The following is a 25,283-nucleotide window of genomic DNA, read 5'->3' on the forward strand; positions in this document are numbered from 1 at the left end:
GCAAAAATCACAAAGCTTTTCATGGTTTTCGGGAGAGCTTCTTTATGAACATATACAGGTTCGGGGACGACCTGTATCTCATCGATCTCCCTCAAAAAATAGAGGGGTTCAGGAAGTTCATAAGCTCATGGGTTTACACCGGGGAGTTCACTGCTGTTGTGGATCCGGGGCCGAAAAGTACCATAGAGGTGCTCGTAAACTCCCTCAGGGAGATTGGTGTGCGGAACGTGGACTACGTGCTCCTTACCCACATTCACATAGACCATGCTGGGGGAGTTGGAGAGTTTCTGAAATACTTCGAAGGTGCAAAGCTCGTTGTGAGCGAGAGGGGAAAGGAACACCTTGTTAACCCGGAGAGGCTGTGGAAGGGCAGCCTCAAGGTTCTCGGGGACATCGCGAAGGCGTACGGGGAGATCGTCCCGGTTGACGAGTCGAGGTTCGCTGACGGTGTGGAAGGAGTGGAGGTAATCCCGACCCCGGGACATGCTGTGCACCACCAGAGTTACCTGATTGGAGACTACTTGTTTGTGGGGGAGGCTCTGGGCGTCTTCCACGCGATAAAGGAGGACATCTATCAGAGGCCCGCAACTCCGCCGAGATTCATTTACGAGGTTGCAGATGAGTCCATCAGAAAGCTGAAGAAGCTTGGAAACAAAACCGCCTGCTTCGGACACTTCGGCGTTTACGAGAATTCCGGAGATGTGGCGAAGTATGCGGAGAGGCAGCTCAGAATGTGGGTTGACGCGGTCACGGATGCCATCTGCTGCACGTCCGACGAGAGCTTCGACAGCATCAGGGATAGGGTGGTGAGGGATCTGCTGGAAAGGGATGCGAGGTTCGCGGGCTACCTGAAGCTGGATAGGGACATCAGAAAGAGGGAGGACTACTTCATAGGGAACACGATAAGGGGGATTTACGAGTACGTTAAAGAAAACAGAATTTGATTACTTGCCTCTCCTCTCCTTTGACTTCGGCCTCAGGCCCTTGTAGCCGCACTTCCTGCAGACCTTTGCCTTGATGGGGTTCCTTGCGTTGCACCTCATGCATATCTTGACGTTGAAAAGCCTCGCTTCAGCCTCTGGGAATCTTGCCATAGTGGCTGCAATCAGGTGAGTGTATTTAATACTTGCGATGGTGGTCTGATGAGGATCTGCTTCAGAGTTCGGGAAAACGGAAACCCGCTGAGAGGCTACGTTCTCTCTGGAGGCAGGAAGTTTTACGTCGATGGGTGTGCTGATATCCCTGAGAAGTTTCTCAAAAGCGGTTTCGTATTCGTTGGTGAGTACTTGGGCCATGAGTTCGAGTACAGGTTTGACGAGCCGTTTTCCGAGGTTCTGATATCCGAGGGGGAGCTGCTTTACGACACCTCCTCGCTCGACCTGAAGCTCATCGAGCAGCTTGTTTTTTCCGGGATTAACAGGTTCAGGGAGGAGAAGGGGCTTGAGAGTATTAGGTGGAGCGAGAGGCTGGCAAAAATCGCGAGAGAGAAGAGCGCTCTCCTTGAAAAAGAGTTCAGTCACAACGCAGGCGGAAAGAACGCATACAGGCTGCTCAGGGAGAGAGGTATTTACTTCGTTGCCGTTGGGGAGAACATCTACAGGATTGCAGGGCTTAAGTCGAGCGTTGGAGAGGAGGCGATTGCGGAGAGGTGCGTTGAGGGGTGGAAGCGAAGCAGGGGACACAGAAAGGTTATGCTCTCCGAGTTCACCCACTGCGGGGTTGGAGTTTACGCAAGGCAGAAGGACGTTTACATAACGCTGATTGCAACGCTGAACAGAGTCGTGGTGGAGTCCAAATTCACCAAGGGCCAGACGCTCCTCCTTCAGCCCGTGGACGAGGAGTTTGACGGAAAGGCAAGGATTGCTGTGAGAGCACACCCGGACAGGTGCTTTTCCCTGACGTATCCAGAATACGCCGGTAGGGAGGACTTCGTAGAGGTCAGGGTGCTGGAGAGCTGCAGGGGAAGGGTGGTTATTGAGTATCTGGACGTGTAATTGTGAAAGAAGAGTTTATTTGTTTTTAAACCTGAGTGGTTATAATGGGCATTCTCGAAAAGTTCGAGCAGTTTGAGGGAGAGGGTGCGAGGAGGTACGACAGAGCTGTGAGCAGGTTCTCGTTCATTCTTTACTGGCACGCTCTCAGGGATCTGAAGAGGATCGGCGTTAAGGGGAAATACCTGGAAGCAGGATGCGGGCCCGGGATTCTCGCAGTCAGGGTTGCGAAGGAGCTTGGAGTCGAGGTTGTTGCCTTCGACATCTCGGGGAGCATGGTGGAGATCGCAAGGAAAAGGGCGAGAGATGCGGGCGTGAGTGTTCGGTTCGTGGTTGGGGATGTGGAGAGAGACTACTTTGGCGAGTTTGACGTCGTCTATTCCACGTTCTCACTCCACCACTGGGAAAACCCGGAAAAGGGGCTGGAGAATCTGTGGAGGATGGTGAAAGCGGGAGGGGTGCTTTACATTCTCGATGCGAGAAGGGAGGGTTTTGTGGGGCACGGTCTGAGTTTCTACGAGTTTAAATCGTTTTTTGAAAACCTCGAGAACGCTGGTAAAATTGAGGTCAGGAGGAGGTTCCCACTGATGGTTTCTGGGATTGCTGTGAAGGAGGTTTGAACGTTTTGTTTGTGTGGTTTTTGCGTAATTATCGTATTCTATTGACCTATTCTCTGGAGAATAATTCCGAGGGGAATAGGTAAAATCTATGTACCTGCTCTTTCAGGGACTTCTTGAATCCCGAATTCGTCCGGTTTTGCACGGGTCAGGTTAAACTTAAATACCCTTCCACCACCCTCACCACTATGGCGAGGAGACCAGCGAGGATGTGGAGGAGGCTCGAGAGACCCTACACGAGAAAGGAGTACATTGATGGTGCACCGGGTACAAGGCTCAGGCAGTTCGAGATGGGCAATAAAAAGGCCGAATTCCCCGTCATGCTCACCCTTGTCGCAAAAGAGGCTGTTCAGGTTAGGGATACCGCTCTGGAAGCCGCGAGAATTGCTGCGAACAAGTACATAGCAAGGAGAGCCGGTTCGAGCAACTACTTCCTGAAGGTCAGGATCTACCCGCACCACGTTCTGAGGGAGCACAGGATGGCTACGGGAGCTGGAGCGGACAGAATTTCGCAGGGAATGAGGAAGGCCTTCGGAAAGCCTGTGGGGCTTGCGGCGAGGGTGAAGCCGGGAACGAAGATAATGAGCATCTGGACGAAGCCCGAGCACTTTGAAGTCGCAAAGGAGGCGCTGAAGAGGGCCGGGCAGAAGATGCCGACCCCGGTCAGCATAGTTGTTGAAAAGGGAAGGGAGCTTCTGAAGGGAAAGGTTTAAACCCTTATTTTAAGCTCCTCCGCTCTCTTTTTGTAGTACTCGACCACCTCTCTGCCCTCTACAAACGGAATGTCGTATTCGGCGGCATACTTCATCGCATCCTCCTTCGACAGCGCCCTCCCACTCTTGTCGTCGAGCATCTCGCATATCGCGACAGCTGGTGTGATGCCGGCAAGCTCCGCTATGGCTATGCTCAGCTCGGTCTGCCCGACTCTCTCGTAAACGAGCTTCTGAGACGCTTTCAGAATTGCCACGTGTCCCGGGCTTCTGAACTCCCTGCCGAAGTCGAAGTCCTCACCGCTCAGAACGCTTTTAACAGCTTCACCAACCTTCCTTATTGTCAGGCTCCTGTCCACGTCGGTTATGCCCGTGTACGTGTCGCGGTGGTTGACCCAGAGGCTGAAAGACGAGCGGGAGTCGTAGCTTATGTCGAAGTGAGCGATCCTCTCAAGCTGAGGAAACATTCTGGCCGAGAAGCTCAGGATGTCGTGCATGAACGGCAGTCCGAGCTTTTCCGCGGCGCTGAACGGGATCGACACGCAGATAAGCCCACCGCCATCTATCCTCATCATCGCCACATCTTCGGGCTCAACGCTCAGGGCGGGGATGGCTATGTCCGTCTCCCCTTCCCTGTCGTCGAAATCGTAAATCAGAACGGGCTTGCCCTTCCTGAACGCCTTTATCGCATCTTCAATCATAGCAGCACCTCAACCTCCACCTCATCACCATCTTTAAGGCCCAGCCTGTCCCGCAGGCTGACCGGGGCGATAACCTCGAGCACGTCCTTGCTGTAGTGCGTCCTCTTCGGCATTATGACCGCGCCCTCAACTCCGTCAATCCTGCACCTGAACGCTTTAACTTCTCCGAACGTCCTGTCCTCAGTCTTGAATCCCTCAATCAGAATTCCCTCCTCCTCGTCAAGCATCCTCCTGAAGTACATCTGCTCCTTCGGGATCTTCAGGTTCAGGGTGCCGGGGTAGGGCGTGAAGCCGAGCTTCTCCTCGAACTGCCTCCTGTACCCATCGAGGCTGACGTAGTACTTCCCCTCCCCAACACCGCTGATGACTCTCCCCTTGATGCAGACCTTGTCCTCTCCCTCGAAGATCTTCTTCAGGTCGAGGTACTCCCTGTAGAGCATCTCCTTTCCCTTCTCGGTTATGACTATGTACTGTCCGTCCTTGTCGAGTATCCTCTCGATGAGCCCGTTGTCTTCAAGCTCCTTCAGCTTTCTCGCGGCAGTCTGAAGGCTCTGGTCTATCTTCTCGGCGAACTCCTTTGAGCTGAGCTTGACGACCTTTCTTGTCGCGTTCATCAGTGCGAGCTTCTTGAGCGCATCGATCATCTTCTCAAAAATGAGAAGCTTCTCGTTATAAATCTGTTGGTTTGTTGCGGGGGGTGTGCAAAAATAGTGGGGTCAGGAATGCCTTTTGAAGGCGGAGATAACCTCCTCAAAAACGTCCTCCCTCGATCCGGAGCTGAGGAGAACGATCTTCTTGCCCGGAATTGAGAGGAAGGCCTTTATCATCTCTTCCAGAGCCTCACCATCGAGGTTCCCCTCCGAGTACTCCCTAACATGCAGATCTTGGCCAAGGTACCACACGACAACATCCGGATTTGCCTTGGCTATGCCCTCAACGACCTCCTTGAACCTGCTCAGGTACTTTTCAGGCTCAGAGCTGCGGGAGATCCTGCACTTCATGTCCACAACGTCTTTGCACTTATTCTCCCCGGAGATGCAGAAGAATCTGGCGTCGCAAACCCTGTAGGACTCACTGTGGTGGGTGTCGGTCTCGAGAACGGCAATCTTCTCGAACCCCTTCTCCTTCAGCCTCTCGATGAGTATCGCGAGGTCGTTGAAGAAGCTGTACCCCCTCCACCTGTCCCTTTCCGCGTGATGACCCGTGCCAACCGTCGGGACTATCACGACCTCATGCTCCTCCACCTCATCCGCCGACTTGAGCACGCATTTTATGGACTCGTAGGCTGGCCTGAAGAAGGGGGTGTTCTTAACCCTCTCAAAGTATTCTGGGGTGTGGAATCTGAGAATGTAATCGTCTGGTGTGATTTCCGAGGAAATGTGCCTTTCTCTGAATCCGGAAAACCTTTTTGACGCGCCGAGCCACTCTGACGCCATATCTTTATTATAAATTATTGCAATTCCCATACTATCCTTTTCGGGAAAATTAATAAATAATTTTTGCGGATTTCTCTGATTGATGGTAAAGGTCGTTTTTCTCCCTTCAGGAAAAAGAGCGGAGGCTGAAAAGGGGAAATCCATTCTCGAAATCGCTCAGAGTGTTGGTGAGGGTATAAGGAGTCTGTGCGGTGGCAAGGGAAGCTGCGGGAAGTGCAAGGTCATCGTCAGGAACGGTGAGTACGAGATAAACCCTGAGCCGCACGAGAAGTTCGTCTCCAAGAAGGAGAGGGAGAAGGGTGTCGTTCTGGCGTGTCAGACTTATTTGATGAGCGATGCTGAGATATACATCCCGCTCGAGTCGAGACTTGAAAAGCAGCAGATTCTGAAGGACTTCATCGTGTCGGGGAAGGAGCTTCAGCCCGACGTCAGAAAGGAGTTTTACGCTGACGCGTTCTTGCCTGAAGTTCTCTCGAAGAACGGTTACAGGCTGTCCTGCTCCCCTGAGGTGGAGGACGGGGATCTGACCCTCGTTCTGAGGGGAAATGAGGTTATAGCGGTTGAGGAGGGGGACACGAGGAACGAGTTTTACGGACTGGCGATAGACATAGGCACAACCACACTCGTCACGGCGCTTGTTGATCTCAATACTGGTAACGTGGTGAACATAGCCTCGGACTACAACGGCCAGATCATATACGGCGAGGAGGTGCTCTCGAGAGTTGAGTTCGTCTTCAGCCGGAAGGACGGGCTGGAGATACTGCAGAAGGCAGTTGTGGAGTCGATAAACAAGCTTGTGGACAGGCTTCTTGAGGGTTACTCTTCCCCCGAGAAGATATACGATGTGGTTGCGGCAGGAAACACTCTGATGACCCACTTCTTCCTCGGCATGGACATCAACTACCTCTTCAAGTCGTCGAACGTGAGGGTGGAGAAGAAGGGCTACACCGCCCTTGCCTCACAGCTCGGGCTGAAGGTTAATGAAAACGCTCTCGTCTTCGCTCTACCTCCGGTTGGCAGGTATGTGGGTGGTGACATAGTCGGAGATGTGCTCGCGAGCGGCGTGGTTGACTCTCCATACCTCTCGCTGATGGTCGACCTCGGCACGAACGGAGAGATTGTGCTCGGCAGTGAGGGCTGGGCGATATCCACGAGCGTCGCGAGCGGCCCGGCGTTTGAGGGTTATGAGATAAAGCACGGCAGCAGGGCTGTGGAGGGCGCGATAGATCATGTGGAGATCGTGGATGGGGAGGTGAAGTACACCGTCATAGGCAACAAGAAGCCGAGGAGCATATGCGGCAGCGGGCTCATAGATCTGCTGGCTGAGCTGCTCAAAAACGGCATCGTGGACTTTCAGGGCAACCTCGACACCAAGCACCCGAGGGTCAGGAGGGGTGAGGACGGCTACGAGTTTGTTGTGGTGGAGGGAAGCGAGACGGAAACGGGAGAGGACATCGTCTTCACCCAGAACGACATAGACACGCTGATAAAGTCGAAAGCTGCAGTCTGCGCGGGAATAGCGGTGCTGATAAAGAAGGCCGGCATAACTCCGGCTGATGTTGACAGGTTTTACATCGCTGGCGGCTTCGGCTACTACATAAACTTCGAAAACGCGGTGATCATAGGGCTTTTCCCCGAGCTTCCTAACGCCGAGGTCAGGCAGATAGGAAACGGCTCCCTCGCCGGAGCTTACCTCGCCCTAACGTCCAGGAAGAAGAGGCAGCTCGCGGAGACTATGGCGAAGCTGATGACATACTTCGACCTGAGCACGGATGCGAACTTCATGGAGGAGTACAACGCCGCTCTCGCCCTGCCCGGTAAATACGAGCTTTTCCCGACGATCTACTCAAAGTACGTCTGAAAGACAAAACTTTTTCTATTCTCCTTGTCAACAACCTGCATGGCTGTTGATGTCGTCACATTCAGCAGGCCCGAGAAGCACAACGCTCTCAACCTCGACCACCTGAAGGAGGTTTACAAGCGCTTCAGGTCCTGTGAGAATCCCGTGGTCATATACGGGGAGCCGAGCTTTTGCTCGGGCATAGATGTTGACTATGTGGGTGTTGCAGGCAAGGACGAGATCCTCGAGTTTGCCGAGCTCGCTAACAATTTCATTCTCGACATATGCCGCTATCCAAAGCCAGTCGTGGCGTTCGTCAAGGGCTATGCTCTTGGCGCGGGCTTCAGCATTGCCCTCGCATGCGATGCAATAATAGCTGAGGAGAGTGCGGTGTTCTCAACGGGCTTCGCAAAGCTCGGAATCGCCCCGGATATGGGCGTGTCCTACCTTCTGCCGAGAGCTGTGGGGCTTAAGAGGGCGCTGAAGCTACTCTTTTCCGCGGAGAGATTTGACGCAAGGAAAGCGCTCGAGCTCGGAATCGTGTCAGAGTTCGGAACGCTTGAGGATGCGAAGAGGATGGCGGAAGAGCTTAATGGCCCTTCGGTGAGGTACATAAAGGAGCTCGTCTACAGGGATATGGCCGAGCACGTGGAGCATGAGAAGGAGCTTGCCCTCAGATCCATTATGGAGCTGAGGGGATTCGAGCAGGGGTGAGGTGCATGGTCAGGGTTGGGATAATTGGAGGCACGGGATATACTGGATCTGAGCTCCTCAGAATCCTCGCGAGGCATCCTGAAGCTGAGATTGCGGCCGTTAGTTCAAGAAAGGAGAAGGGGAAGAAGCTGTGGGAGGTGCACCCGCACCTCAAAGGATTTTACGACCTCGAGTTTGTGGAGCCAGACTTTGCGGTATTTTCGGAGTGTGATGTTGTTTTCACGGCCGTTCCCCATGGAGAGGCGATGAAGTATGTTCCCGAGCTGTACGAGGCTGGAGTTAGGGTTGTGGATCTCTCCGCAGACTACAGGCTCTCAAAGGAGAAGTACGAGGAGGTTTACGGGAAGGAGCACGAGGCGTACATAGATGCAGTTTACGGGCTGACCGAGCTCCACAGGGACGAGATAAGGGGTGCAAAGCTCGTCGCAAACCCCGGATGCTATCCCACAGGTGCGATACTCGCCGTCGCACCCCTCGCAGACCTCGAGCTCGTTGAGAGGGTGGTCTTCGACTCAAAGAGCGGAATAACCGGGGCTGGGGCGAGTCCGACGGAGTTCACACACTACCCGAACCTCCACGAGGCCATTGTGCCCTACAAGATTACCGAGCACAGGCACTACCACGAGATGGAGCAGGAGCTCAGGAGGTTTCAGGAGGATATTCGCGTATCCTTCACCCCTCAGGTCTTCCCCGGGTCGAGGGGCATACTGACCAACGCTCACGTCTTCCTCAGGGGGGAGCTCGAGCAGGACGAGCTTGAAGAGATCTACAGGAAATTCTACGACGGCTGCTACTTCATCAGGATGCAGAGGAGTGTGAGACTGAGCTACGTCAGGGGGAGCAACTTCGTGGACATCTCTGTGCATAAGGGCAGGGACAGGGTGGTTGTGGTCTCAGCAATAGACAACCTCGTGAAAGGGGCCAGCGGACAGGCCGTGCAGAACATGAACGTGATGCTCGGACTGGACGAGAGGCTGGGACTGGACTACCCGCCGCTGTTTCCTTAGGTTTTTTAATGGTTTTTTGGCGAGTCTGTCAAATTCTTTTTTAGCTGTTTTATATCCATAATTTTTCGAAGAGTGGCCTGTCAGGCTTGCTGATGTTTACAAGTTTGCATGTCTCTCTCAGGATTTTTCCGCGCACCTTTATATACTCCATGCATCACTTAACTTTCGCTGCAGTATTTAAACTGAAAAAAGCAGGAGAAAGCGTTTTATAGGGATTGGGAGGAATATTATCGGTTGTTAAAATCAGACTAAAATAGGATTGAAAGAAGGTCAGGGTGAAGTACTTCGGGATACCGGACGAGGGCGTTAAAATCAGACTAAAATAGGATTGAAAGGAGTAATAGGACACGTAAAGGGGCACCCTCATATGACGTTAAAATCAGACTAAAATAGGATTGAAAGCGATTCCTCCAGAGCAGAACTCACTCTCCTGAATGTGTTAAAATCAGACTAAAATAGGATTGAAAGGTACCAATCTGGAACCAGTAGTGCTAGTCTTCTGCTGAAGTTAAAATCAGACTAAAATAGGATTGAAAGCTATTATTTAAAACAGCATTTTTAATAATTTTAGCATGTTAAAATCAGACTAAAATAGGATTGAAAGCGAGTTTTTCAATCTCCTCCATACTTGCCGTGGAGAAGTTAAAATCAGACTAAAATAGGATTGAAAGCCTAACAGATAACCTACTAGTAGAAACATACGCTACAGTTAAAATCAGACTAAAATAGGATTGAAAGATAATTGATTTTGGTGGTGCGGCATATCAATTCATACGTTAAAATCAGACTAAAATAGGATTGAAAGATATTCAGTATGGCAAACTCGGAAGAATGCTTGAAAGTTAAAATCAGACTAAAATAGGATTGAAAGTATATCTGTTGCGACGAAGTTCACGTACATGTCCACAGGTTAAAATCAAACTAAAATAGAATTGGAAGATGGTCACGCATATTAGACTGGACTGCCGGGCAAAATTGAACCCCTTCACCGTTCTTTTCATCATATCTCTCGAAAAACAATCGCCCCTCTAAATCTCCAGCACTTATCTCTAACGTAACCATCACTTTTATATACCTCGAACTCCGATACCTCTAAGTAAGAGGTATGTTCGACAAGAAGAGCAAAGCACTGAAGAAGCTCAGGAAGGCCATAAGGTCTGGTATATACTCCTACCTGATCCTTTCCATGCTGAGGGACGGGGAGATGCATGGGTACTTTATCAGAAAGCGGCTCGAGGAGATGGGGTTTGCTCCGAGCGAGGGGGCGATGTACGACATGCTCAAAAGCTTGGAGAAGCTCGGTCTGGTGGAGGGGTTCTGGGTGATGGATAACAGGCCGAGAAAGTGCTACAGGCTCACGGACCTTGGCAGGGAGGTTCTGACTGAGCTTGAGTCTGATGTGCGGTCAATTTTGAGGGTTCTCGGAGGTGGTGAGGGTGGGGATTGAGATGTTCCTTTCTCCGCTGCTGGTTTTTATGGGGATAGTCACGCTGCTTGTGAGGGACAGGCCGAACCCATACGTGGGAGTGAGAATGGGATACACCTACCTCTCGAGGGAGGCGTGGAGGAAAGCCAACACGTTTGCCGGTGTTTACAGCGTGCTCGTCGGAGCGGTCATGCTGCTTGCTGTCCTACTGCTCAACCCCCCTATCCACGTTTTCATCGTCGTCTATTTTCTCTCCTTGTTTCCCCTGGTGTACGTCAGCTACCGGATAGCCAAGAAGACGTACGAGATGGAGGACATGTCCTCGCCTCCAAGGGAAATGAAGCCCTTCACTGCAGGAAGTGTGAGGAAGCCAGTCCTGCTTCAGGCTATCCCGCTGCTCGCATATCTGCTCATCGCGGCCCTCTCCTGGAACTCCCTTCCGGATGTTGTCGCGATTCACTTTGCCATGGATGGAACGCCAGACGGGTTTGCAGGCAAGGTCGTCGGGATTCTGGTGATTCCCACCGCCATGATGCTTGCGATGGTGGTTCTGACAGCATTCTCGGCGAGGGAGCCGCTGATACTCAGACTTCCGGTGGATAGGCCTCAGGTGGCCTTCTTGGCAATGCAGATGCTTCTTGCTGCAGTGTTCACGGTCACCCTCATCTACAACCTTGGGCTCGTTTCTGGAAAGGCCGTGCTCGTGACGGCATTTTCTGGACTTGTCTTCGTCCTGCTGGTTGTGGTGTGGCTCTCAAGAAGCTCCGGCTGATCTCGTGCCTTCAGGGCACATCCTCGCACCGCGCAAAAATTTAAAAAGTATTTGCAACACCTGATGACCATGGATTACGGTCAGATCTTCGAAATAATAGGCAGGCATCACAGGTTTTACGCTGACTCCCTGCCCATGATTGCCAGCGAGAACATAACCAGCAAGTTCGTCAGGAGGTGTTATGTTTCCGACCTCGGTCACAGGTATGCCGAGGGTAAGGTGGGTGAGAGGTACTATCAGGGCTGCACTTTTATTGATGAAATTGAGAGCATAGCAATCTCCCTCACAAAGGAGCTTTTTGAAGCTGAGCACGCCAACGTTCAGCCCATAAGCGGGGTTGTTGCAAACACCGCCGCATTCTTTGCATTAACAAAACCGGGAGACAGGGTGATGGCCCTCTCAGTCCCATGCGGAGGGCACATAAGCCACGATACTGTTTCTTCCGCAGGCATAAGGGGCCTGAGGGTCAGCTACTACCCATTCGACAACGAGGCGTTCGAGATTGACATAGATGAGACGAGAAAGCTGGCCATGAAGGAAAAGCCAAGGCTGTTCATCCTCGGATCGAGCCTGATCCTCTTTCCGCAGCCGGTGGAGGAGATCAGCGAGATTGCGAACGAAATAGGGGCGAGGGTGGTGTACGATGCAAGCCACGTGCTTGGGCTGATAGCCGGCAGGAAATTCCAGCAGCCAATGAGGGAAGGAGCGGATGTGATGACGGGCTCGACCCACAAGACCTTCTTCGGGCCCCAGAGGGCTGTGATACTGTCCACAGGCGAGCTGGCAGACGACATCGACAGAGCGGTCTTCCCGGGAGTTGTGAGCAACCACCACCTCAACACCCTCGCCGGCTATGCGATCTCGGCCATTGAGATGAAGCTCTTTGGCGAGGATTATGCTGATCAGGTCGTCAGAAACGCCAAGAGGCTTGCAGAAAGGCTGAGCGAGCTCGGTGTGAATGTGGTGGGTGAGAACAGAGGGTTTACGGAGTCCCATCAGGTTGCGGCCGACGTCAGGGAGTTCGGCGGCGGTGCGAAGGTTGCGGAGAAGCTTGAGAGCGCCGGGATAGTGCTCAACAAGAACCTCCTGCCCTGGGACACCCTGAAGGACACCGCAAACCCCTCGGGCATAAGAATGGGTGTTCAGGAGCTCACGAGGCTCGGGATGAAGGAGGGGGAGATGGAGGAGATAGCGGGGATAATCCACGGAGTCATGACCGACCGGATCTCCGCTGAAAAAGCGAGGGAGAGAGTTAGAGAGCTGAAGTCGGAGTTCAGCACGATCAAGTACACTTTCGAGGAGCACCCCGCCTACGAGTTCCCAGACCTCTGCTAAACCCGAACCTCCAACATCTGTCACTATTTTTCTCCGAAATCGTTCCTTTGCTGGATCAGGCAAAATCCCGAAACCTTTATATTCATATTTCAGAACTGGACAGCATAAAGTTTAAATTCCCGTCAGCTTTCTGCGTTTAAGCAACCACAAAGCTTGCTGTTGTGAGACCATGATGCTGGAAAAGTTGGTGGAGCGGAAGGAACAGCTCGAAAGGGATCTCAAGGATTTTATCAAGAAGAGGGATGAACTCAACGAGGAGTCCAGAAAGTACGCCGAAAAGAGGAACGAGCTTAACGCCAAGGCCAAGGAGCTTCTGGCCAAGGTAAGGGAGATGAAGAAGACGAGGGACGAGCTTAACGCCAAGGCGAGGGAGATCAGGAACCAGAGGAAGGAACTGCACAAGAAGGTGGACGCGCTTTACAAGGAGCTCGACAAGCTCAGGAGAAACATAGACAGGGGTGGAAGGCCGCTGGGAGAGATCGAGAAGGAGATCAGGAGGCTCGAGTTCAAGCAGCAGACCGCCGTCCTGACCATAGAGAAGGAGAGGGCTCTGGTCGAGAGGATAGCCAAGCTCAAGAAGGAGCTCGAGGAGAGGAAGCAGCAGCTTGAGAAGCACGAGGAGTTCAAGAGGCTGATAGCGGAGATCAAGAAGCTCAAGGAGGAGGTAAGGGTTCTCACCGAGGAACTGAAGAAGTATCAGGACGAGGCGGACAAGGTGCACGCGGAGATCGTGGAGATCCTCAAGCAGGTTGACGAGGTGAGGAAGCAGGCAGACGAGATGCACCAGAAGTTCGTCGAGACGAGGAAGGAGGCGGACAGGTATCACGCGGAGATCATCAAGGCGAGGAAGGACATAAAGGATCTCGACAAGGTCATCAAGGCTCTGAAGGCAAAGCAGAGCAAGAGCAGGGAGCAGAGGGAGAAGGAAGAGCTGATGAGGAGGGCAAGGGAGATCTACGAGATGTTCAAGAAGGGCGAGAAGCTCGAGACGGAAGATATTCTGCTGCTTCAGAGGGCAGGTTTGATTTAATTTTTATTTTGCCTCAGCCTCTTTTCGGCAGCCTTCTCTCAGTACCTCTTCATTGAGTTCTCTATGAGCTTCAGAATCGTGAAAGCCACGGCAGACAGCACGGAGATGTACAGCAGGAACTCCTCAACGGGCGGAAGGCCGCTTTTCACGGCCATCATCACCCCGTTGGATGCGCATACGAAAAGGAAGGTCACGATGCTCGCAACAACAAAGCCGCCTATCAGGTAGTACGGCCTCCCGCTTTCAGACATGCTCCTGTGCTCTATTATCACCGAGGCTGTGACAAACGTCACGGCGAAGACAAGGAGGATGTAGGATATGCTGAGAAAGGTCTTCATCGTCGTTGCTATGCTGTACAGGCCGGTCAGCATGAAGTAGAGGATGAGGCCGAAGATGAACGAGATGGCGAGGCTGATATAAACTCTCCTGAGAACTTCGCTCCCCGAAATCATCGTTTTACTTTCTGATGACAAAAATATAAATTTTTTTAGACGAGAATCCTCATTATCAGGACTGTCTTTCTGTCCCTCAGCAGCTCGACAAACTCCCTGTCCAAGTCCGAGGCTGATAGCTCCGACCTTATCGCGAGGGTTCTGCTGCAGGTGTACGTGCTCTTCCTCACAACCACGTCGCTCTCATGGCTGAGAGTGAGCTTCTCACTCCCGAACGCTTGGAAGGACGTTTTCATCCCGTAGTCGGGAAGCTCGAGCTCTATCGTCATCTCCTTCCCTGCCAGAATGCCCTCCTTCACCTCGTCGTTCAGGTCTCTGACGGACTTGCTCGCCCTCACTCCGATTATGCAGTCGCCCCTCGGCGTAACCTCTTTATCCTTCGTTACCTCGAGGGTCGTTCTATGCCTCGCGGTTATGTTCTCGTGCCCGTAAGCAATAATCTCATCAGTACTTCTTCCACTCCTCATGCTCCTCGCACACGGTCTTCCAGTCACACTCACTGCAGGCGAACTCCTTCCATGTTCTCATGATCTCCGGGAGCTTCTCCTTAACCTCATGCCACGTGGTTCTCTGCCCGGGGTAAGTGCTGAGGAGCCTGTACGCCATCTGATCCAGTTCGGTGACCTCTTCCTCAGCGCTTTCAGAGTAGGAGCACACGCCGTCCTTCAGGTACGGACATCTCTCACAAACATCATCTGCTCCAAAAACGACCTCTATCTCGCTATCGGAAACGACCCTGCGCAGGTTCTCGACAAAATCCTCGCTGTAGCCCTCACCCTTAAAAAAATTTAGGCAGATCAGGTGGTGGCCTCTCAGCCGGGACATTACCTGAACAGCTCTATCTCGAGCTTAACCGGGTCGTACTTCCAGTCCTTGGGGAGCACGCCCTTCTCCTTGTAGTAGCTCGCGAGCCTGTGTATCTTTGCCTCGATGAGCTGCAGCCCCCTTTTGTTGTGCAGATCCTTCCTGTGCACCTCGAGGTGCTTCCTGAGGTTGATGGCCTTCCTTATGAGGGACTTTATGTCCTCCGGCAGCTTCATCTCCGCCCCGTTCTCCTTCAGAATCTGGACGACCTTCTTACCCGTGACCTGCTTGACCGACGGGATTCCGTAGGTGTCCCTGAGGATCATTCCGATCATGCTTGGCTCGTATCCCTCGTTGTAGAGCTTCAGGACGAGCTTTTCAACCTCCTCCGGCTTCATGTCTACCCATTCTGGAGGAGCGTCCCTGTAAACCCTCTTTGATCCTGACTTACCTCTCCTTCTTGCGTGAATCCTTGCCATTTTTATCAACCCCTGCCCTCAACGACTAAGGCTCGGTTAAAAATTTTTTGCCAGCCAGCTGAAAAACTTTTCCGCCGCCCTCCTGCGGTGACTCAGCTCGTTTTTCTTCTCCCCCATCTCGGCAAACGTCCTACCGTCGACCTCGAAGATCGGATCGTAGCCAAATCCATGCTCTCCCCTCTTTTCTCTCGCTATCTGTCCCTCAACCTCGCCCGTGAACGTTCTGACTTGCTCTCCATCGCTGAACGCGATGACGCAGACGAATCTGGCTCTCCTATCCTCAACTCCCTCCATGAGTTTCAGAATACCGTCGTTGCCTATGGTCTTGAACACGAAGGATGAGTAGACTCCGGGGAACCCATGAAGCGCGTCTATGAAGAGACCGCTGTCCTCGATGAAGAATGGCGGCTCTACGGCTCCTGAGAGCATCTCAGCGCTTTTCCTCGCAACGAACTCGAGATCGCTTCCCTGTGGCTCGAGGTACTCCATCTCTACCCACTCGATGTCGACGCCAAAGCCCCTCCCGATCTCTTTAAGCTCCTCGAACTTCCCCCTGTTGGACGTTATGAACCTGACCTTCATGCCCATCCATGAATGCCTCGCTATTTATTTCTCACCGCCTCGTAGATGCCCCTGAAGCCGTGGATCGCCCACTCCCTCATTATCTCGGAGTGGCTGTACAGCTCCATGAACCTCCTGAACCGCTCGTCCCCATTCTCAACAGCACTCACGAATTCATCGAAGCTCCCGGCACTCTCTGCGAGATCTACCCACCTCTCGAGTGTCTCAAGAACGCTTTCGAGCAGCCTGTCGGCATCGTACATCCCGAAGTGGGTGTAGGCTATGTACTGGGGGTCTGCGGACATCATCTTCCTCACAGACTCCCTCCACAGCTCGAGGTCGAAGGGTGGGGGCGTGGTGGGGATAACAACGCCGTCAATGCACATCCCGGCAGAATCTCCGGGAAACAGCATCCTGAAGTCACGCAGGAAGAAGCTCAGGTGGTGGGGCGCGTGACCGGGAGTTTCCATCACCTCTATTTCAACGTCTCCGAGGCTAAAAACATCTCCATCCTTCCCGACCACAACCCTCCCCTCTTCAACGCTCTCCGGCTTCCCGTAGACCTTGGACTTCGGGCTGAACTCGAGCGAGGCCTTCCACAGCTTCTCAGGGTTGATGATGTGCTTTCTGCCCCTCTCGTGGCAGACCACCTTAGCACCGTATCTGTTCGCGAGCCCTCCGGCCCCACCACCGTGGTCGAGGTGAACGTGGGTCACGAAGACGTAATCTAACTCTCTCACCCCAATCTCCTCGAGAGCCTCGATCACGTTCCCTATGGAACTCTGGGGGCCGGGCTCGATGACGGCCTTCCTCTCAAAGTCGAGGATGTATGACGAGATGACCCTCTCCTCCCCGGCGACCATGACGTCCACGCAGTACACGTTGTCAAAAACCTCATTAATTTTCATGCTGGTTTTTAAAAAGCCGGAAGGATAAAAAGCTTTCCTGAGCCATCGGGAAACTTTATAACTTCCCCACTGCCACAATACAGCATGGGCAGAGCTTGGAAGTTTGGAGACGACATTGACACTGACGTTATCATCCAGGGAAAGTATCTGGTCATAAACGATCCCGAGGAGCTTGCGAAGCACGTATTTGAGAACGTCAGGCCCGAATTTGCCGAGAAGGTTAAGGAAGGTGACTTCGTCGTCGCGGGGGAGAACTTTGGCTGTGGCTCGAGCAGGGAGCACGCGCCAATAGCTCTGAAGGCCTGCAGGATTGAGGCGGTCATCGCGAAGAGCTACGCGAGGATATTCTTCAGGAACGCCATAAACATCGGCCTCAGGGCGATTGAGTGCAGAGAAGCGGACAGAATTGAGGAGGGGGATGAGCTGGAGATAGACTACGAGAGGAACGTCATAATCAACAGGACGAAGGGTGAGGAATATGCTTTCACCCCCCTGCCGGATTTCCTGAAGGAGATCCTCGACAGCGGCGGGCTCGTTAGCTACGCGAAGAAGCTCTACGGTGAGTCGAGATGAAGAGAGTGGCCGTGATTCCGGGGGACGGCATAGGGAAGGAGGTCATGGACGCGGCGATGCTCATCCTTGAGAGGCTTGAGATGCCGTTCGAGTATGTCTGGCTTGAGGCGGGGGATGAGGCTGAGAAAAAGTACGGAAAACCCCTGCCTGACGAAACGCTTGAGGAGGTCAGGAAGAGCGATGCAGTGCTCTTCGGTGCGGCTGGCGAAACCGCTGCGGACGTGATAGTCAGGCTGAGGCAGGAGCTGAACACGTTCGCCAACATAAGGCCAGCGAGGACGTTCAGGGGTGTCGAGTCCATCCACAGCGACGTGAACATGGTCATCGTGAGGGAGAACACCGAGTGCCTCTACAAGGGCCTTGAGTTTGAGGTCGCTGATGGTGTAACTGAAGCTGTGAGGGTAATAACGAGGGAGGCGAGCGAGAGGATTGTGAGGTATGCCTTCGAGCTTGCGAAGCGGGAGGGGAGGAAGAGGGTGACGGCCCTGCACAAGGCAAACGTGATGAAGAAGACCTGCGGGCTGTTCAAGCAAGTGTTCTACGAGGTTGCTGGGGAGTATGAGGGGATTGAGGCGAACGACTACTACATTGACGCGGCGTGCATGTACATGGCCATGAGGCCCCAGATGTTCGACGTGATCGTCACGACCAACATGTTCGGCGACATCGTTTCAGACCTCGCAGCGGGGGTGGTTGGCGGACTCGGTCTGGCCCCGTCGGCAAACATTGGAGAGAGGCATGCTATCTTCGAGCCGGTGCATGGAGCAGCCTTCGACATCGCGGGGAAGGGCATAGCCAACCCGACGGCAATGATCCTCACCGCATGCATGATGCTCAGGCACTTCGGCTACCTAAGCGAGGCTGAGAGGGTGGAGAGGGCTGTGGAGAAAGTCATAGCCGAGGGCAGGACGACTCCCGATCTGGGGGGAAGCCTCAAAACAATGGAGATGGCAGAAGAGATAGCAAAGCTTCTCTGATCAGCCGTATATCTCTTTTTTGGCCTTGTCCATCGCATCGAGTATCTTCCTCTCGAGCTCCATAGCCATGTTCAGTATCTCCCTCAGCTCGAGCTCGTCTATCTCCTCAAAGTCCGGGTGAGAGCCCACGAAGTCGGAGAGGTTCGTTATCGTCGTCCTTATGTCTCCAAAACAGTCGTTGAGCACGCCCATTATGAGCATCATCCTCGTCTTCCTATCGAACATGGTCGTAGTTGGGCGTCTAAAATTTAAAAGTTCGGGTTTTGTGCCGTAAAAAGAAAAATAAGAAAATGGGGGTTATCTCCTTCTCGCCCTCCATGTAACGACCGCAGCAGATATTGCAATAAGACCGGCGAGCAATCCGAACCCCGGCGCTGACTCGCTCTGCTTCTCGGTCTTTTCAGCTGTGGGTGTCGGCGTAGCCTTGCTTCCCTCTTCTCCGAGCTTTTCAGCCTTCAGCTTCTCCGCCTCGTACTTTATTTTCACCAGAGCTGCCTTCATCGGTGCCCATCCGTACCAGTGGCTGTAGTCCGGGTTCATGTGGAACGCTCCCTGAAACGTCCTCATCCTGTACTCGAGGAACATCAGGTAGAGCTCCTCCTCTATTGGTGTCTTGACTTCATAGAACTGAAGCAGGTCCGGGGCATACTTCCACCCTTCCGGCTTCTCGAGTATTCCGAGGTCGTACAACTCTTTGACAGTCCTTATGGCCTCTGCAAACACCCTGTCGGCCTCTCTGATCATCTTGTCTCCCGCCTCAAGCTGCTCTCTGGCGAAGTTTTCTGAGTGGCACTGGCTGCAGATCTCGATCATCTTCTCCCTCTCAGCCTGCCACTCCTCCTTGCTCAGCCTCGCGACCTTGCCTGCCTTAACGACCTCGAACCTCTCTGTCGGATTTCCGTTCTCGTCCAGCACTCCGAGGGCCTGCAGTATCGTCACCCTGTCCTTCCACCACTCATCGTCATCCTCGGGAACCCTCAGGGCGAGGAAGCCCCACGCGGTCATGACGCTGTGATTTCCGTTGGCCATGTGGCAGGTCTGGCACTTTGGTGCCCTGCCTGTGTCTCCCTCAATGCTGTAAATGACTCCGTGCTTGCTTGTTGACCACATCTCGTACTGCGGGTGGTCGAAGCCCATGTGGCACGGCAGACATGCCTCAGGCTTCCTCGCCTCCTCCTTGCTGAATTTGTGCCTCGTGTGGCAGGAGTCGCAGGCCGCAGAGCCGTACCTGTAGGCCTCGTCCTTGTCCTGTATGACTCCAATCTTGTGGCACCCGCTGCAGCCCTTGAAGCCCTCGAGATCCTTCAGTGGGGTTGGGATGTGCTGTATGGCCGGCATCGCCTTCATCGCAATCCAGGCATAGTAGTGCTTTCCGCTTGCGTACTGCTCGTACTGCTTCGGATGGCAGGCCTTGCACGTGTCCGGGGTTGGCATCTTGGCGTTCTGCCAGTCGTCCGAGCTTCTGTGCCCAACACCATGACAGGCTTCACACCCTATGTGTTTGCTCATGTTTCCAGAGAGCCACTGGTCGACTATGCCCGGTGTAACCTGTTTGTGGCAGTCTATGCACTCGCTCGCGCTTGCGAGCGAGGTCAGGGCCGCGAGCAGGAGCACCAGCAAAACCGCTCGTCTCATGGCAATTCACCCTAAATCTTCTCACGGGTCTGTAATAATTAATGATTAACCCTAAGATCTTCGGGGTCATGCAAACATTTTTAACGAATAATTTGGAATGGTAGGTTCATGAGGTACATCGGTCTCGACATCGGTACGAATTACACAAAGGCCACGGCTGATGGTGAGAAGGTCACGATTTTCCCCAGTCTTGTTGTTTACGGTGAGGAGAAGGAGTGGAGCCTCAAGGGGTCGGAGGAGAGGGAGGTTTACGTCGGCGATGAGGCAGCATACATGGCGCAGAACATGGAGAACGTTGAGGTGCTGAGGCCACTGCATGAGGGCAGGCTGATGCACAACTCATACATCGAGCTCGCGAAGCATGCGCTCAGCCTTCTGAACGCAGAGGGTGAGAAGTTCGTGGCCACCGGCCTGCCGGTGAAGAGCTCCAAGAAGGAGAGGGCAGAGCTGGTTAGTGAGCTGAAGCAGGCGCTGAACTGCGATGTCCTCCTCCTCCCCCAGCCGGTTGGCTCCATGGCCTACATGGGCGTCAACACAGGTGTGTGCATAGACATAGGCTTTGGAACGACTGACGTGGTTGTGCTCGCGGACATGGAGTACCTGAAGGGAGACACACTTCTTGTGGGGGTTGACAAGATCTACGAGGGCATGGAGATGGCAATCAGGAACAAGTTCGGCATAACGATAACTCCCGAGGAGATGACGAAGCTTCTCGCAGAGGAGGGCTTCGAGGTCGGCAGGGTGAGGGGAGGAAAGAGAGTCTCGGTGAAAAGGGAGGACGTCATGGAAGACTACAACGAGATGATGAGGTCGTGGGTAGAGAGGATAGTCACGAGGGTGAACCTGCTCCTCGAGGGCCTGTCAGTCTCGCTTGTGGAGAACATAATTCTGAGCGGTGGCGGTGCAAGGCTGCCGGGAGTTTACGAGGAGTTCAGGGAGCACTTCAAGGACATAGGCGAGATAAAGGTGCCTGACGATCCTGTAACTGCAAATGCGAGGGGTTTTTACAGGCTCGCAAAGCTGTTTGCCGGGGAGGAGAGTAAAGAGGAAAAGACAGAGGATGTCAGGGAGGAGAAGCCGGAAGGCAGGAAGGGTAAGAAGAAGAGATGAGGGTCGGAGTTGACCTCCCCGCAGACATAGAGAGAGCCCTGCTGAGGAAGTGTGAGGAGCTCGACATCTCCCCATCGGAGTTCATAGTCCAGCTGCTCGAGTGGTACTTCTTCAAGAGGAAGAGAGACATCCCGAAGGAGGTCATAGAGTTCGTCAACTTCGCGAGAAAGAAGGGCGTGGAGAAGGCCAAGGCGTGCAGGTACAGCGATGGCAAGTTCTGTGCGCTGGAAACTTACGCGAGGCTCGACATAGATGCCGAGCCCCAGCCCCTGCATCCCTACAACTGTCTATTCTGCAGCTACTTCTCGGACAGGAGGCTGGAGGAGAAGAAGGATGTTAAGGTAACCGCTCAGGACGCGGAGAAAGCTTACCAAATGGCCAAGCTCGCTGCACAGATAATCGTGAAGGAGTTCGGGGACAAGCTCGGGTACAGGCCGAAGATGAAGATTGAAAAGGAAGAGAGGGAGATAAAGAGGGATGACATCAGGAAGCTCGTTGAGGATTGGTAGGGTAAGCGTCAACATAAACGGGGACTTTGAGGACGACGTCCTGATCGAGAAGGCGAAGAGGGTTGAGGGGCGCGTGGACACGGTATGGGTGGGGGAGTCGGACTTCTTCAGGAGCCCGTTCCATGTGGCAAGGCTGATCCTCGAGAACACGAACCTAAACGTGGGGTTCGGCATTCTCAGGGCTGGAGGGTGTGAAAGGGCTCTTCAAAGCCTGAAGGAGCTTTTGGGCTATGAGGGCAGGGTTTTCGTTGGAATAGCTGCAGGGGATGGGGGGAGAATCTCACACGCCCTTGAGTGCATAAGGCTGCTGAAGGAGAAGCTCCCGTTTCCCGTTCTCGGAGGCGGAACTGGAAGGAGGAGCATTGACAGGCTCTCAAGGGTTGCAGACGGGATGCTGCTCAACCACGTCTCCCCGCAACACGTCAGGTGGGCGGTTGGGATGAGTTCTTCAAGATTCAACGCAGCCTACGGGCCCGCGTTAATCCTGCCCTCAGAGTTCGAGCAGGATCTCCTGCTTGCAGCTGTACTTGTTATGGGGAGCAGCGTGGGCTTCCTCAGAGAGATGGGCTACCTGAGCGTTTACGATGAGCTGAAGAGAATAGACCTCATGTCGCTCATAGAGCGCAGGCAGAAGGGCGAGGATCTGAGCGACGTTCAGGACTACAGGCTGCTGATGAGGTACAAAAGCTTTCTGCTCGACAGGTTCACGCTCTCGGGAGACCTGCAGACCGTGGCCGATAAAATCGCAGAACTCTTAAAAGTCTGCGACCACGTGGTTCTCGGGGATCCGTTCTTCAGGGACGAGAATTTCCACAGAAAGCTTGCAGATCTTTTGAAAGAGTTAAAGAAAAGAATTTAGGGGTTATTCGTCATCCGAGCTTGAGGAGTCGCTGTCGAAGTCCTCTCCGCCCTTGTCCTTGTCCTTCTCGAGTCCCTTGGCGGCGATGACGTCGTCGATTCTCAGGATCATTATCGCCACTTCTGTTGCAGAGCTTATGGCCTGCTTCTTGACCCTAAGCGGCTCGAGGACACCCTTCTCCTTCATGTCCACGACCTTTCCGCTGAACACGTCGACGCCAGCGTAGACGTTGCCGTCCTCGTGGGCCTTCCTGAGCTCCACCAGTATGTCGATCGGGTCAAGTCCGGCGTTCTCGGCCAGAGCCCTCGGTATGACCTCCAGCGCTGCAGCGAAAGCCTCTGCAGCGAGCTGCTCCCTGCCACCAAGGCTCGGTGCCCACTCCTTCAGCCTAAGCGCAAGCTCGATCTCCGGAGCACCACCGCCGGCGACAACCTTGCCGTTCTCGATCGCAGCCTTCGTAACCTTCAGGGAGTCGGTCAGGCTCCTCTCGACCTCATCGACTATGTGCTCAGTCCCTCCTCTAACGAGGATCGTCACGGCCTTCGGGTTCTTGCAGCCCCTGATGAAGACCATCTCCTCGTCGCCGATCTTCTTCTCCTCGACCAGCTCAGCCTCACCGAGGTCCTCGCTGCTCAGATCCCTCAGGTCGGTGATTATCCTCGCTCCTGTTGCCTTTGCGATCTTCTCGATGTCGCTCTGCTTGACCCTTCTGACCGCGAGTATTCCGGCCTTGGCGAGGTAGTACTGGGCCAGGTCATCAATTCCCTTCTGGCAGAAGACCACGTTGGCTCCAGTCTCAGCGATCTTGTCGACCATGTCCTTGATCATCTTCTCCTCCTGCTCGATGAACTTCTGGAGCATCTCAGGGTCGGTGATCCTGATCTCCGCGTCAGTCTCAGTCTCCTTGACCTCGAGGGCGGCCTTCAGCACCACGATCTTGGCGTTCTTCACCTTCTTGGGCATTCCCGGATGGACGACCTCCTTGTCGATGACTATGCCATCGACAAGCTCGGTGTCCTCTACTCCACCGCCCTGCCTCTTCTCGATCTTTATGTTGTCGATGTCGACCGTCCAGGTTCCATTCTCCTGCTCCGCCACCCTCTTTACCGCATCGACCACTATCTTGCTCAGGTGCTCAATCGCATACTCGGCGTGCTTTCCTGTTATCGCGGTAGCGGCAATCTTCCTGAGAGTCTCCTCATCGTTGACGTCAACGCTTATCGCAATCTCATCGAGAACCTCCATCGCCTTCTCGGCCGCAAGCCTGTAACCCTTGGCAATTATCGTCGGGTGAATCTCGTTGTCAAGCAGCTCCTCGGCCTTTCTCAGCAGCTCTCCGGCGATTACAACAGCCGTGGTGGTTCCATCTCCAACCTCGTTCTCCTGGGTCTTCGCGACCTCCACGACCATCTTGGCAGCCGGGTGCTCGATGTCCATCTCCTTGAGGATTGTTACACCATCGTTCGTTATCACAACATCGCCAAGGCTGTCAACCAGCATCTTGTCCATTCCCCTCGGCCCGAGGGTCGTCCTCACAGCCTCGGCAATAACCCTCGCAGCCATTATGTTGAGCCTCTGCGCGTCCCTACCAACTGTCCTCTGGGTACCCTCCTTCAGAATCAGGACAGGCTGGCCCTGCAGCACCGCCATCCCCAGACCACCTCCTCCCGGGGATTTCTGGCATTAGTGGAATGGAACTTCTATATAAGAATTTTGGTAAGCTGAAGGTGGCTCGTCGAACTCCTTTCTTCAAATGCCCCGACGAGATTCCGAAACGGTTATCTAAGTGGATCCGGAGATATTCTGTCATGCATGAGCTCCGCTTCAATCCCGACCTCTGCTTCAGCTGCCAGACCTTCTCCTGCCTGACGGAATGCAGCTATCTGAGCTACGATTTTGACGGTGCGAGGGAGGAGAGACTCAAACTTGCGAGGGGTGAGTACAGCAGGGTGCTCGAGGAGTGCTTCACGTGTTATGGCTGTGAGGAGTACTGCGAGCATGGCAACCATCCTTTCTACAGGATCGTTGAGCTGCAGGAGAGGTTTGGCGTGAAGGTGGCTGATGACACTTTTCTCTCCCACCTGCTTGAACGCTACCGTGCTGACGGAGAGTTCAGGCCGAGGGAGGTTGGAAATAAAGTTGTGCACATCTGCCTGTTCCCTCAGCTAAGGGACGCGATAACCGGGAGGCTCTTTGAGGGGTATGATGTCGTGAGGGGCAGGCACCTGTTCTGCAACCTGATCTACCTGCACTACGGCATGATCTCGGTGATAAAGGAGAGGGCAGCTAAGACGATCGAGAACTTCAGGAAGCTCGGGGTTGATGAGGTGGTGATGTACCACGACGAGTGCTACGGCTTCTACACCTCATTTGCAGAGGCCTACGGAATCGAGGTGCCGTTTAAAGCGGTGCACCTCTTCGACCACCTCTATTCCCGGCTTAAAGAGCTCGAGGATGGTGTTGAGGAGCTTGGTATAAAGGTCGCGTACCAGAGGCCGTGCAGCAACAGGCTCTCGCCGGAAACTGACAGAACTCTGGACAGGATTTTCGAGCTGATCGGCGTTGAGAGGGTGGAGAGGGAGTACGACCGAAGAAACGCCCTCTGCTGCGGCGCGTCATTCGAGTTCAAGGGGGACCTTGAGACCGCGAGAAGGCTGCAGGAGAGAAATCTGAGGGATATGGCAGATTCAGGAGCGAGCCACGTCGCCTTCAACTGCCCGATGTGCTACCTGACCCTCGGAAAGAAGGTCAGGGAGATGGGCCTGACGCCGATAATGGTCAGCGAGCTCTGCAAGATGGCGATAGGGGAGGAGCCGTTTATGATGTTTTAGGTTGTG

The 25,283-nt window shown here is 53.7% G+C and carries 30 protein-coding genes and 1 CRISPR repeat array; of the genes, 17 read left to right on the forward strand and 13 right to left on the reverse strand.

Annotated features, from left to right (window positions below; all coding sequences use genetic code 11):
• Positions 1–44: 44 nt before the first annotated feature.
• Positions 45–944 carry an MBL fold metallo-hydrolase gene (locus GAH_RS03945; RefSeq protein WP_048094817.1) on the forward strand — a complete coding sequence of 300 codons (900 nt, stop codon included), beginning with the start codon at positions 45–47 and terminating at the stop codon, positions 942–944.
• On the opposite strand, the gene GAH_RS03950 is transcribed toward GAH_RS03945, so the two are convergent.
• Entirely contained in the window at positions 945–1,094 is a 150-nt protein-coding gene (locus tag GAH_RS03950) for a 50S ribosomal protein L40e (protein WP_048090177.1), read from the reverse strand. It abuts the gene before it with no gap.
• Positions 1,095–1,142: 48 nt separating this feature from the next.
• On the opposite strand from GAH_RS03950, the gene GAH_RS03955 reads away from it, so the two are divergent.
• The 3 genes from GAH_RS03955 to rplJ all read left to right on the forward strand — a co-directional run bounded on the left by GAH_RS03955 (position 1,143) and on the right by rplJ (position 3,321).
• A complete protein-coding gene (locus GAH_RS03955; RefSeq protein ID WP_048094818.1) occupies positions 1,143–1,994 on the forward strand; it encodes a CAP domain-containing protein in 852 nt (283 codons plus the stop codon).
• Positions 1,995–2,038: 44 nt separating this feature from the next.
• A complete protein-coding gene (locus tag GAH_RS10310; protein ID WP_052747749.1) occupies positions 2,039–2,611 on the forward strand; it encodes a class I SAM-dependent methyltransferase in 573 nt (190 codons plus the stop codon).
• A 185-nt stretch (positions 2,612–2,796) separates the two neighbouring features.
• Positions 2,797–3,321 carry a 50S ribosomal protein L16 gene (gene rplJ, locus GAH_RS03965; protein ID WP_048094819.1) on the forward strand — a complete coding sequence of 175 codons (525 nt, stop codon included), beginning with the start codon at positions 2,797–2,799 and terminating at the stop codon, positions 3,319–3,321.
• Here rplJ and ribB read toward each other — a convergent pair.
• From ribB to GAH_RS03980, 3 genes are all read right to left on the reverse strand, one after another.
• Complete coding sequence (ribB, locus tag GAH_RS03970; RefSeq protein ID WP_048094820.1) at positions 3,318–4,019, reverse strand: 3,4-dihydroxy-2-butanone-4-phosphate synthase; 702 nt, start codon at positions 4,017–4,019, stop codon at positions 3,318–3,320. The genes rplJ and ribB overlap by 4 nt on opposite strands.
• Positions 4,016–4,663 (reverse strand): winged helix-turn-helix domain-containing protein/riboflavin kinase, encoded by a 648-nt coding sequence (locus GAH_RS03975; protein WP_048094821.1) that lies wholly within the window; start codon positions 4,661–4,663, stop codon positions 4,016–4,018. The genes ribB and GAH_RS03975 overlap by 4 nt, the downstream gene beginning before the upstream one ends.
• A gap of 72 nt (positions 4,664–4,735) precedes the next feature.
• On the reverse strand, positions 4,736–5,485 hold the full coding sequence (locus GAH_RS03980; RefSeq protein ID WP_169745337.1) for an arginase family protein: 750 nt from the start codon (positions 5,483–5,485) through the stop codon (positions 4,736–4,738).
• Between the two features lie 52 nt (positions 5,486–5,537).
• On the opposite strand from GAH_RS03980, the gene GAH_RS03985 reads away from it, so the two are divergent.
• The 7 genes from GAH_RS03985 to GAH_RS04015 all read left to right on the forward strand — a co-directional run bounded on the left by GAH_RS03985 (position 5,538) and on the right by GAH_RS04015 (position 13,579).
• Positions 5,538–7,316 carry an ASKHA domain-containing protein gene (locus GAH_RS03985; protein ID WP_048094823.1) on the forward strand — a complete coding sequence of 593 codons (1,779 nt, stop codon included), beginning with the start codon at positions 5,538–5,540 and terminating at the stop codon, positions 7,314–7,316.
• A 39-nt stretch (positions 7,317–7,355) separates the two neighbouring features.
• Entirely contained in the window at positions 7,356–8,009 is a 654-nt protein-coding gene (locus tag GAH_RS03990; RefSeq protein WP_052747750.1) for an enoyl-CoA hydratase/isomerase family protein, read from the forward strand.
• Between the two features lie 5 nt (positions 8,010–8,014).
• Positions 8,015–9,016, forward strand: coding sequence for an N-acetyl-gamma-glutamyl-phosphate reductase (gene argC, locus GAH_RS03995; protein ID WP_048096727.1), 1,002 nt, complete (start codon positions 8,015–8,017; stop codon positions 9,014–9,016).
• Between the two features lie 236 nt (positions 9,017–9,252).
• Positions 9,253–9,955: direct repeats of the CRISPR family, unit length 30 nt; unit sequence GTTAAAATCAGACTAAAATAGGATTGAAAG.
• Positions 9,956–10,121: 166 nt separating this feature from the next.
• Positions 10,122–10,463 carry a PadR family transcriptional regulator gene (locus GAH_RS04000; RefSeq protein WP_048094824.1) on the forward strand — a complete coding sequence of 114 codons (342 nt, stop codon included), beginning with the start codon at positions 10,122–10,124 and terminating at the stop codon, positions 10,461–10,463.
• On the forward strand, positions 10,447–11,214 hold the full coding sequence (locus GAH_RS04005) for a DUF1648 domain-containing protein (RefSeq protein WP_156967386.1): 768 nt from the start codon (positions 10,447–10,449) through the stop codon (positions 11,212–11,214). The genes GAH_RS04000 and GAH_RS04005 overlap by 17 nt, the downstream gene beginning before the upstream one ends.
• Before the next feature lie 69 nt (positions 11,215–11,283).
• Positions 11,284–12,549, forward strand: coding sequence for a serine hydroxymethyltransferase (glyA, locus tag GAH_RS04010; protein WP_048094826.1), 1,266 nt, complete (start codon positions 11,284–11,286; stop codon positions 12,547–12,549).
• A 169-nt stretch (positions 12,550–12,718) separates the two neighbouring features.
• Positions 12,719–13,579 (forward strand): coiled-coil protein, encoded by an 861-nt coding sequence (locus GAH_RS04015; RefSeq protein WP_052747751.1) that lies wholly within the window; start codon positions 12,719–12,721, stop codon positions 13,577–13,579.
• Between the two features lie 38 nt (positions 13,580–13,617).
• Here GAH_RS04015 and GAH_RS04020 read toward each other — a convergent pair whose 3' ends face one another.
• The 6 genes from GAH_RS04020 to GAH_RS04045 are packed head-to-tail and all read right to left on the reverse strand — an operon-like array spanning position 13,618 to position 16,783.
• Complete coding sequence (locus GAH_RS04020; protein ID WP_048094828.1) at positions 13,618–14,031, reverse strand: hypothetical protein; 414 nt, start codon at positions 14,029–14,031, stop codon at positions 13,618–13,620.
• A 35-nt stretch (positions 14,032–14,066) separates the two neighbouring features.
• Positions 14,067–14,498 (reverse strand): DUF371 domain-containing protein, encoded by a 432-nt coding sequence (locus GAH_RS04025; protein ID WP_048094830.1) that lies wholly within the window; start codon positions 14,496–14,498, stop codon positions 14,067–14,069.
• Positions 14,476–14,856: a DUF1284 domain-containing protein gene (locus GAH_RS04030; RefSeq protein WP_048094831.1), complete on the reverse strand. Its 381-nt coding sequence runs from the start codon at positions 14,854–14,856 to the stop codon at positions 14,476–14,478. The genes GAH_RS04025 and GAH_RS04030 overlap by 23 nt, the downstream gene beginning before the upstream one ends.
• The gene (locus GAH_RS04035) at positions 14,856–15,314 is read right to left on the reverse strand and encodes a 30S ribosomal protein S15 (RefSeq protein ID WP_048096730.1); all 459 of its coding nucleotides are present in this window, start codon (positions 15,312–15,314) and stop codon (positions 14,856–14,858) included. Before GAH_RS04035 ends, GAH_RS04030 begins: the two co-directional genes overlap by 1 nt.
• Positions 15,315–15,350: 36 nt before the next feature.
• Positions 15,351–15,896: an XTP/dITP diphosphatase gene (locus GAH_RS04040; protein WP_048096732.1), complete on the reverse strand. Its 546-nt coding sequence runs from the start codon at positions 15,894–15,896 to the stop codon at positions 15,351–15,353.
• Between the two features lie 20 nt (positions 15,897–15,916).
• Positions 15,917–16,783: an MBL fold metallo-hydrolase gene (locus GAH_RS04045; protein ID WP_052747752.1), complete on the reverse strand. Its 867-nt coding sequence runs from the start codon at positions 16,781–16,783 to the stop codon at positions 15,917–15,919.
• An 84-nt stretch (positions 16,784–16,867) separates the two neighbouring features.
• On the opposite strand from GAH_RS04045, the gene GAH_RS04050 reads away from it, so the two are divergent.
• Both GAH_RS04050 and GAH_RS04055 read left to right on the forward strand, forming a co-directional pair.
• Positions 16,868–17,356 (forward strand): 3-isopropylmalate dehydratase small subunit, encoded by a 489-nt coding sequence (locus GAH_RS04050; protein WP_048094833.1) that lies wholly within the window; start codon positions 16,868–16,870, stop codon positions 17,354–17,356.
• The gene (locus GAH_RS04055; protein ID WP_048094834.1) at positions 17,353–18,333 is read left to right on the forward strand and encodes an isocitrate/isopropylmalate family dehydrogenase; all 981 of its coding nucleotides are present in this window, start codon (positions 17,353–17,355) and stop codon (positions 18,331–18,333) included. The genes GAH_RS04050 and GAH_RS04055 overlap by 4 nt, the downstream gene beginning before the upstream one ends.
• Here the strand turns inward: GAH_RS04055 and GAH_RS04060 are convergent, their stop codons facing one another.
• Both GAH_RS04060 and GAH_RS04065 read right to left on the reverse strand, forming a co-directional pair.
• Positions 18,334–18,558: a hypothetical protein gene (locus GAH_RS04060; protein ID WP_048094835.1), complete on the reverse strand. Its 225-nt coding sequence runs from the start codon at positions 18,556–18,558 to the stop codon at positions 18,334–18,336.
• A 72-nt stretch (positions 18,559–18,630) separates the two neighbouring features.
• Positions 18,631–19,968 carry a multiheme c-type cytochrome gene (locus tag GAH_RS04065; RefSeq protein ID WP_048094836.1) on the reverse strand — a complete coding sequence of 446 codons (1,338 nt, stop codon included), beginning with the start codon at positions 19,966–19,968 and terminating at the stop codon, positions 18,631–18,633.
• A 108-nt stretch (positions 19,969–20,076) separates the two neighbouring features.
• Here GAH_RS04065 and GAH_RS04070 point away from each other — a divergent pair, with 108 nt between their 5' ends.
• Genes GAH_RS04070 through GAH_RS04080 form a run of 3 tightly spaced genes read left to right on the forward strand, consistent with a single transcriptional unit; the run spans position 20,077 to position 22,446 of the window.
• Positions 20,077–21,078, forward strand: a complete 1,002-nt coding sequence (locus tag GAH_RS04070) for a rod shape-determining protein (protein WP_048094838.1) — start codon at positions 20,077–20,079, stop codon at positions 21,076–21,078.
• Positions 21,075–21,587, forward strand: coding sequence for a hypothetical protein (locus tag GAH_RS04075; protein WP_048094839.1), 513 nt, complete (start codon positions 21,075–21,077; stop codon positions 21,585–21,587). Before GAH_RS04070 ends, GAH_RS04075 begins: the two co-directional genes overlap by 4 nt.
• Complete coding sequence (locus GAH_RS04080) at positions 21,556–22,446, forward strand: LLM class oxidoreductase (protein WP_156967387.1); 891 nt, start codon at positions 21,556–21,558, stop codon at positions 22,444–22,446. The genes GAH_RS04075 and GAH_RS04080 overlap by 32 nt, the downstream gene beginning before the upstream one ends.
• A gap of 3 nt (positions 22,447–22,449) precedes the next feature.
• Here the strand turns inward: GAH_RS04080 and thsB are convergent, their stop codons facing one another.
• Complete coding sequence (gene thsB, locus GAH_RS04085; RefSeq protein WP_048094844.1) at positions 22,450–24,096, reverse strand: thermosome subunit beta; 1,647 nt, start codon at positions 24,094–24,096, stop codon at positions 22,450–22,452.
• A 158-nt stretch (positions 24,097–24,254) separates the two neighbouring features.
• Here thsB and GAH_RS04090 point away from each other — a divergent pair, with 158 nt between their 5' ends.
• Positions 24,255–25,277 carry a (Fe-S)-binding protein gene (locus tag GAH_RS04090; protein ID WP_048094845.1) on the forward strand — a complete coding sequence of 341 codons (1,023 nt, stop codon included), beginning with the start codon at positions 24,255–24,257 and terminating at the stop codon, positions 25,275–25,277.
• The last annotated feature ends 6 nt before the right edge of the window (positions 25,278–25,283 follow it).

The sequence above is a fragment of the Geoglobus ahangari genome (genome assembly GCF_001006045.1).
GTDB classification, from domain to species: Archaea; Halobacteriota; Archaeoglobi; order Archaeoglobales; family Archaeoglobaceae; genus Geoglobus; species Geoglobus ahangari.

What these genes read in the sequence shown, in the direction of transcription:
- GAH_RS04040 (WP_048096732.1), bottom strand. Translation starts at nt 15,896, where the DNA reads ATGAAGGTCAGGTTCATAACGTCCAACAGGGGGAAGTTCGAGGAGCTT.
- GAH_RS04045 (WP_052747752.1), bottom strand. Translation starts at nt 16,783, where the DNA reads ATGAAAATTAATGAGGTTTTTGACAACGTGTACTGCGTGGACGTCATG.
- GAH_RS04090 (WP_048094845.1), top strand. Translation starts at nt 24,255, where the DNA reads ATGCATGAGCTCCGCTTCAATCCCGACCTCTGCTTCAGCTGCCAGACC.
- GAH_RS03955 (WP_048094818.1), top strand. Translation starts at nt 1,143, where the DNA reads ATGAGGATCTGCTTCAGAGTTCGGGAAAACGGAAACCCGCTGAGAGGC.
- GAH_RS04035 (WP_048096730.1), bottom strand. Translation starts at nt 15,314, where the DNA reads ATGGCAAGGATTCACGCAAGAAGGAGAGGTAAGTCAGGATCAAAGAGG.
- GAH_RS03990 (WP_052747750.1), top strand. Translation starts at nt 7,356, where the DNA reads ATGGCTGTTGATGTCGTCACATTCAGCAGGCCCGAGAAGCACAACGCT.
- glyA (WP_048094826.1), top strand. Translation starts at nt 11,284, where the DNA reads ATGGATTACGGTCAGATCTTCGAAATAATAGGCAGGCATCACAGGTTT.
- GAH_RS03985 (WP_048094823.1), top strand. Translation starts at nt 5,538, where the DNA reads ATGGTAAAGGTCGTTTTTCTCCCTTCAGGAAAAAGAGCGGAGGCTGAA.
- thsB (WP_048094844.1), bottom strand. Translation starts at nt 24,096, where the DNA reads ATGGCGGTGCTGCAGGGCCAGCCTGTCCTGATTCTGAAGGAGGGTACC.
- argC (WP_048096727.1), top strand. Translation starts at nt 8,015, where the DNA reads ATGGTCAGGGTTGGGATAATTGGAGGCACGGGATATACTGGATCTGAG.
- GAH_RS04055 (WP_048094834.1), top strand. Translation starts at nt 17,353, where the DNA reads ATGAAGAGAGTGGCCGTGATTCCGGGGGACGGCATAGGGAAGGAGGTC.
- GAH_RS04060 (WP_048094835.1), bottom strand. Translation starts at nt 18,558, where the DNA reads ATGTTCGATAGGAAGACGAGGATGATGCTCATAATGGGCGTGCTCAAC.
- GAH_RS03945 (WP_048094817.1), top strand. Translation starts at nt 45, where the DNA reads ATGAACATATACAGGTTCGGGGACGACCTGTATCTCATCGATCTCCCT.
- GAH_RS04030 (WP_048094831.1), bottom strand. Translation starts at nt 14,856, where the DNA reads ATGTCCCGGCTGAGAGGCCACCACCTGATCTGCCTAAATTTTTTTAAG.
- GAH_RS04070 (WP_048094838.1), top strand. Translation starts at nt 20,077, where the DNA reads ATGAGGTACATCGGTCTCGACATCGGTACGAATTACACAAAGGCCACG.
- GAH_RS04065 (WP_048094836.1), bottom strand. Translation starts at nt 19,968, where the DNA reads ATGAGACGAGCGGTTTTGCTGGTGCTCCTGCTCGCGGCCCTGACCTCG.
- ribB (WP_048094820.1), bottom strand. Translation starts at nt 4,019, where the DNA reads ATGATTGAAGATGCGATAAAGGCGTTCAGGAAGGGCAAGCCCGTTCTG.
- GAH_RS04025 (WP_048094830.1), bottom strand. Translation starts at nt 14,498, where the DNA reads ATGAGGAGTGGAAGAAGTACTGATGAGATTATTGCTTACGGGCACGAG.
- GAH_RS03950 (WP_048090177.1), bottom strand. Translation starts at nt 1,094, where the DNA reads ATGGCAAGATTCCCAGAGGCTGAAGCGAGGCTTTTCAACGTCAAGATA.
- GAH_RS04000 (WP_048094824.1), top strand. Translation starts at nt 10,122, where the DNA reads ATGTTCGACAAGAAGAGCAAAGCACTGAAGAAGCTCAGGAAGGCCATA.
- GAH_RS04015 (WP_052747751.1), top strand. Translation starts at nt 12,719, where the DNA reads ATGATGCTGGAAAAGTTGGTGGAGCGGAAGGAACAGCTCGAAAGGGAT.
- GAH_RS10310 (WP_052747749.1), top strand. Translation starts at nt 2,039, where the DNA reads ATGGGCATTCTCGAAAAGTTCGAGCAGTTTGAGGGAGAGGGTGCGAGG.
- GAH_RS04080 (WP_156967387.1), top strand. Translation starts at nt 21,556, where the DNA reads ATGACATCAGGAAGCTCGTTGAGGATTGGTAGGGTAAGCGTCAACATA.
- GAH_RS04050 (WP_048094833.1), top strand. Translation starts at nt 16,868, where the DNA reads ATGGGCAGAGCTTGGAAGTTTGGAGACGACATTGACACTGACGTTATC.
- GAH_RS04075 (WP_048094839.1), top strand. Translation starts at nt 21,075, where the DNA reads ATGAGGGTCGGAGTTGACCTCCCCGCAGACATAGAGAGAGCCCTGCTG.
- rplJ (WP_048094819.1), top strand. Translation starts at nt 2,797, where the DNA reads ATGGCGAGGAGACCAGCGAGGATGTGGAGGAGGCTCGAGAGACCCTAC.
- GAH_RS04020 (WP_048094828.1), bottom strand. Translation starts at nt 14,031, where the DNA reads ATGATTTCGGGGAGCGAAGTTCTCAGGAGAGTTTATATCAGCCTCGCC.
- GAH_RS03980 (WP_169745337.1), bottom strand. Translation starts at nt 5,485, where the DNA reads ATGGGAATTGCAATAATTTATAATAAAGATATGGCGTCAGAGTGGCTC.
- GAH_RS03975 (WP_048094821.1), bottom strand. Translation starts at nt 4,663, where the DNA reads ATGATCGATGCGCTCAAGAAGCTCGCACTGATGAACGCGACAAGAAAG.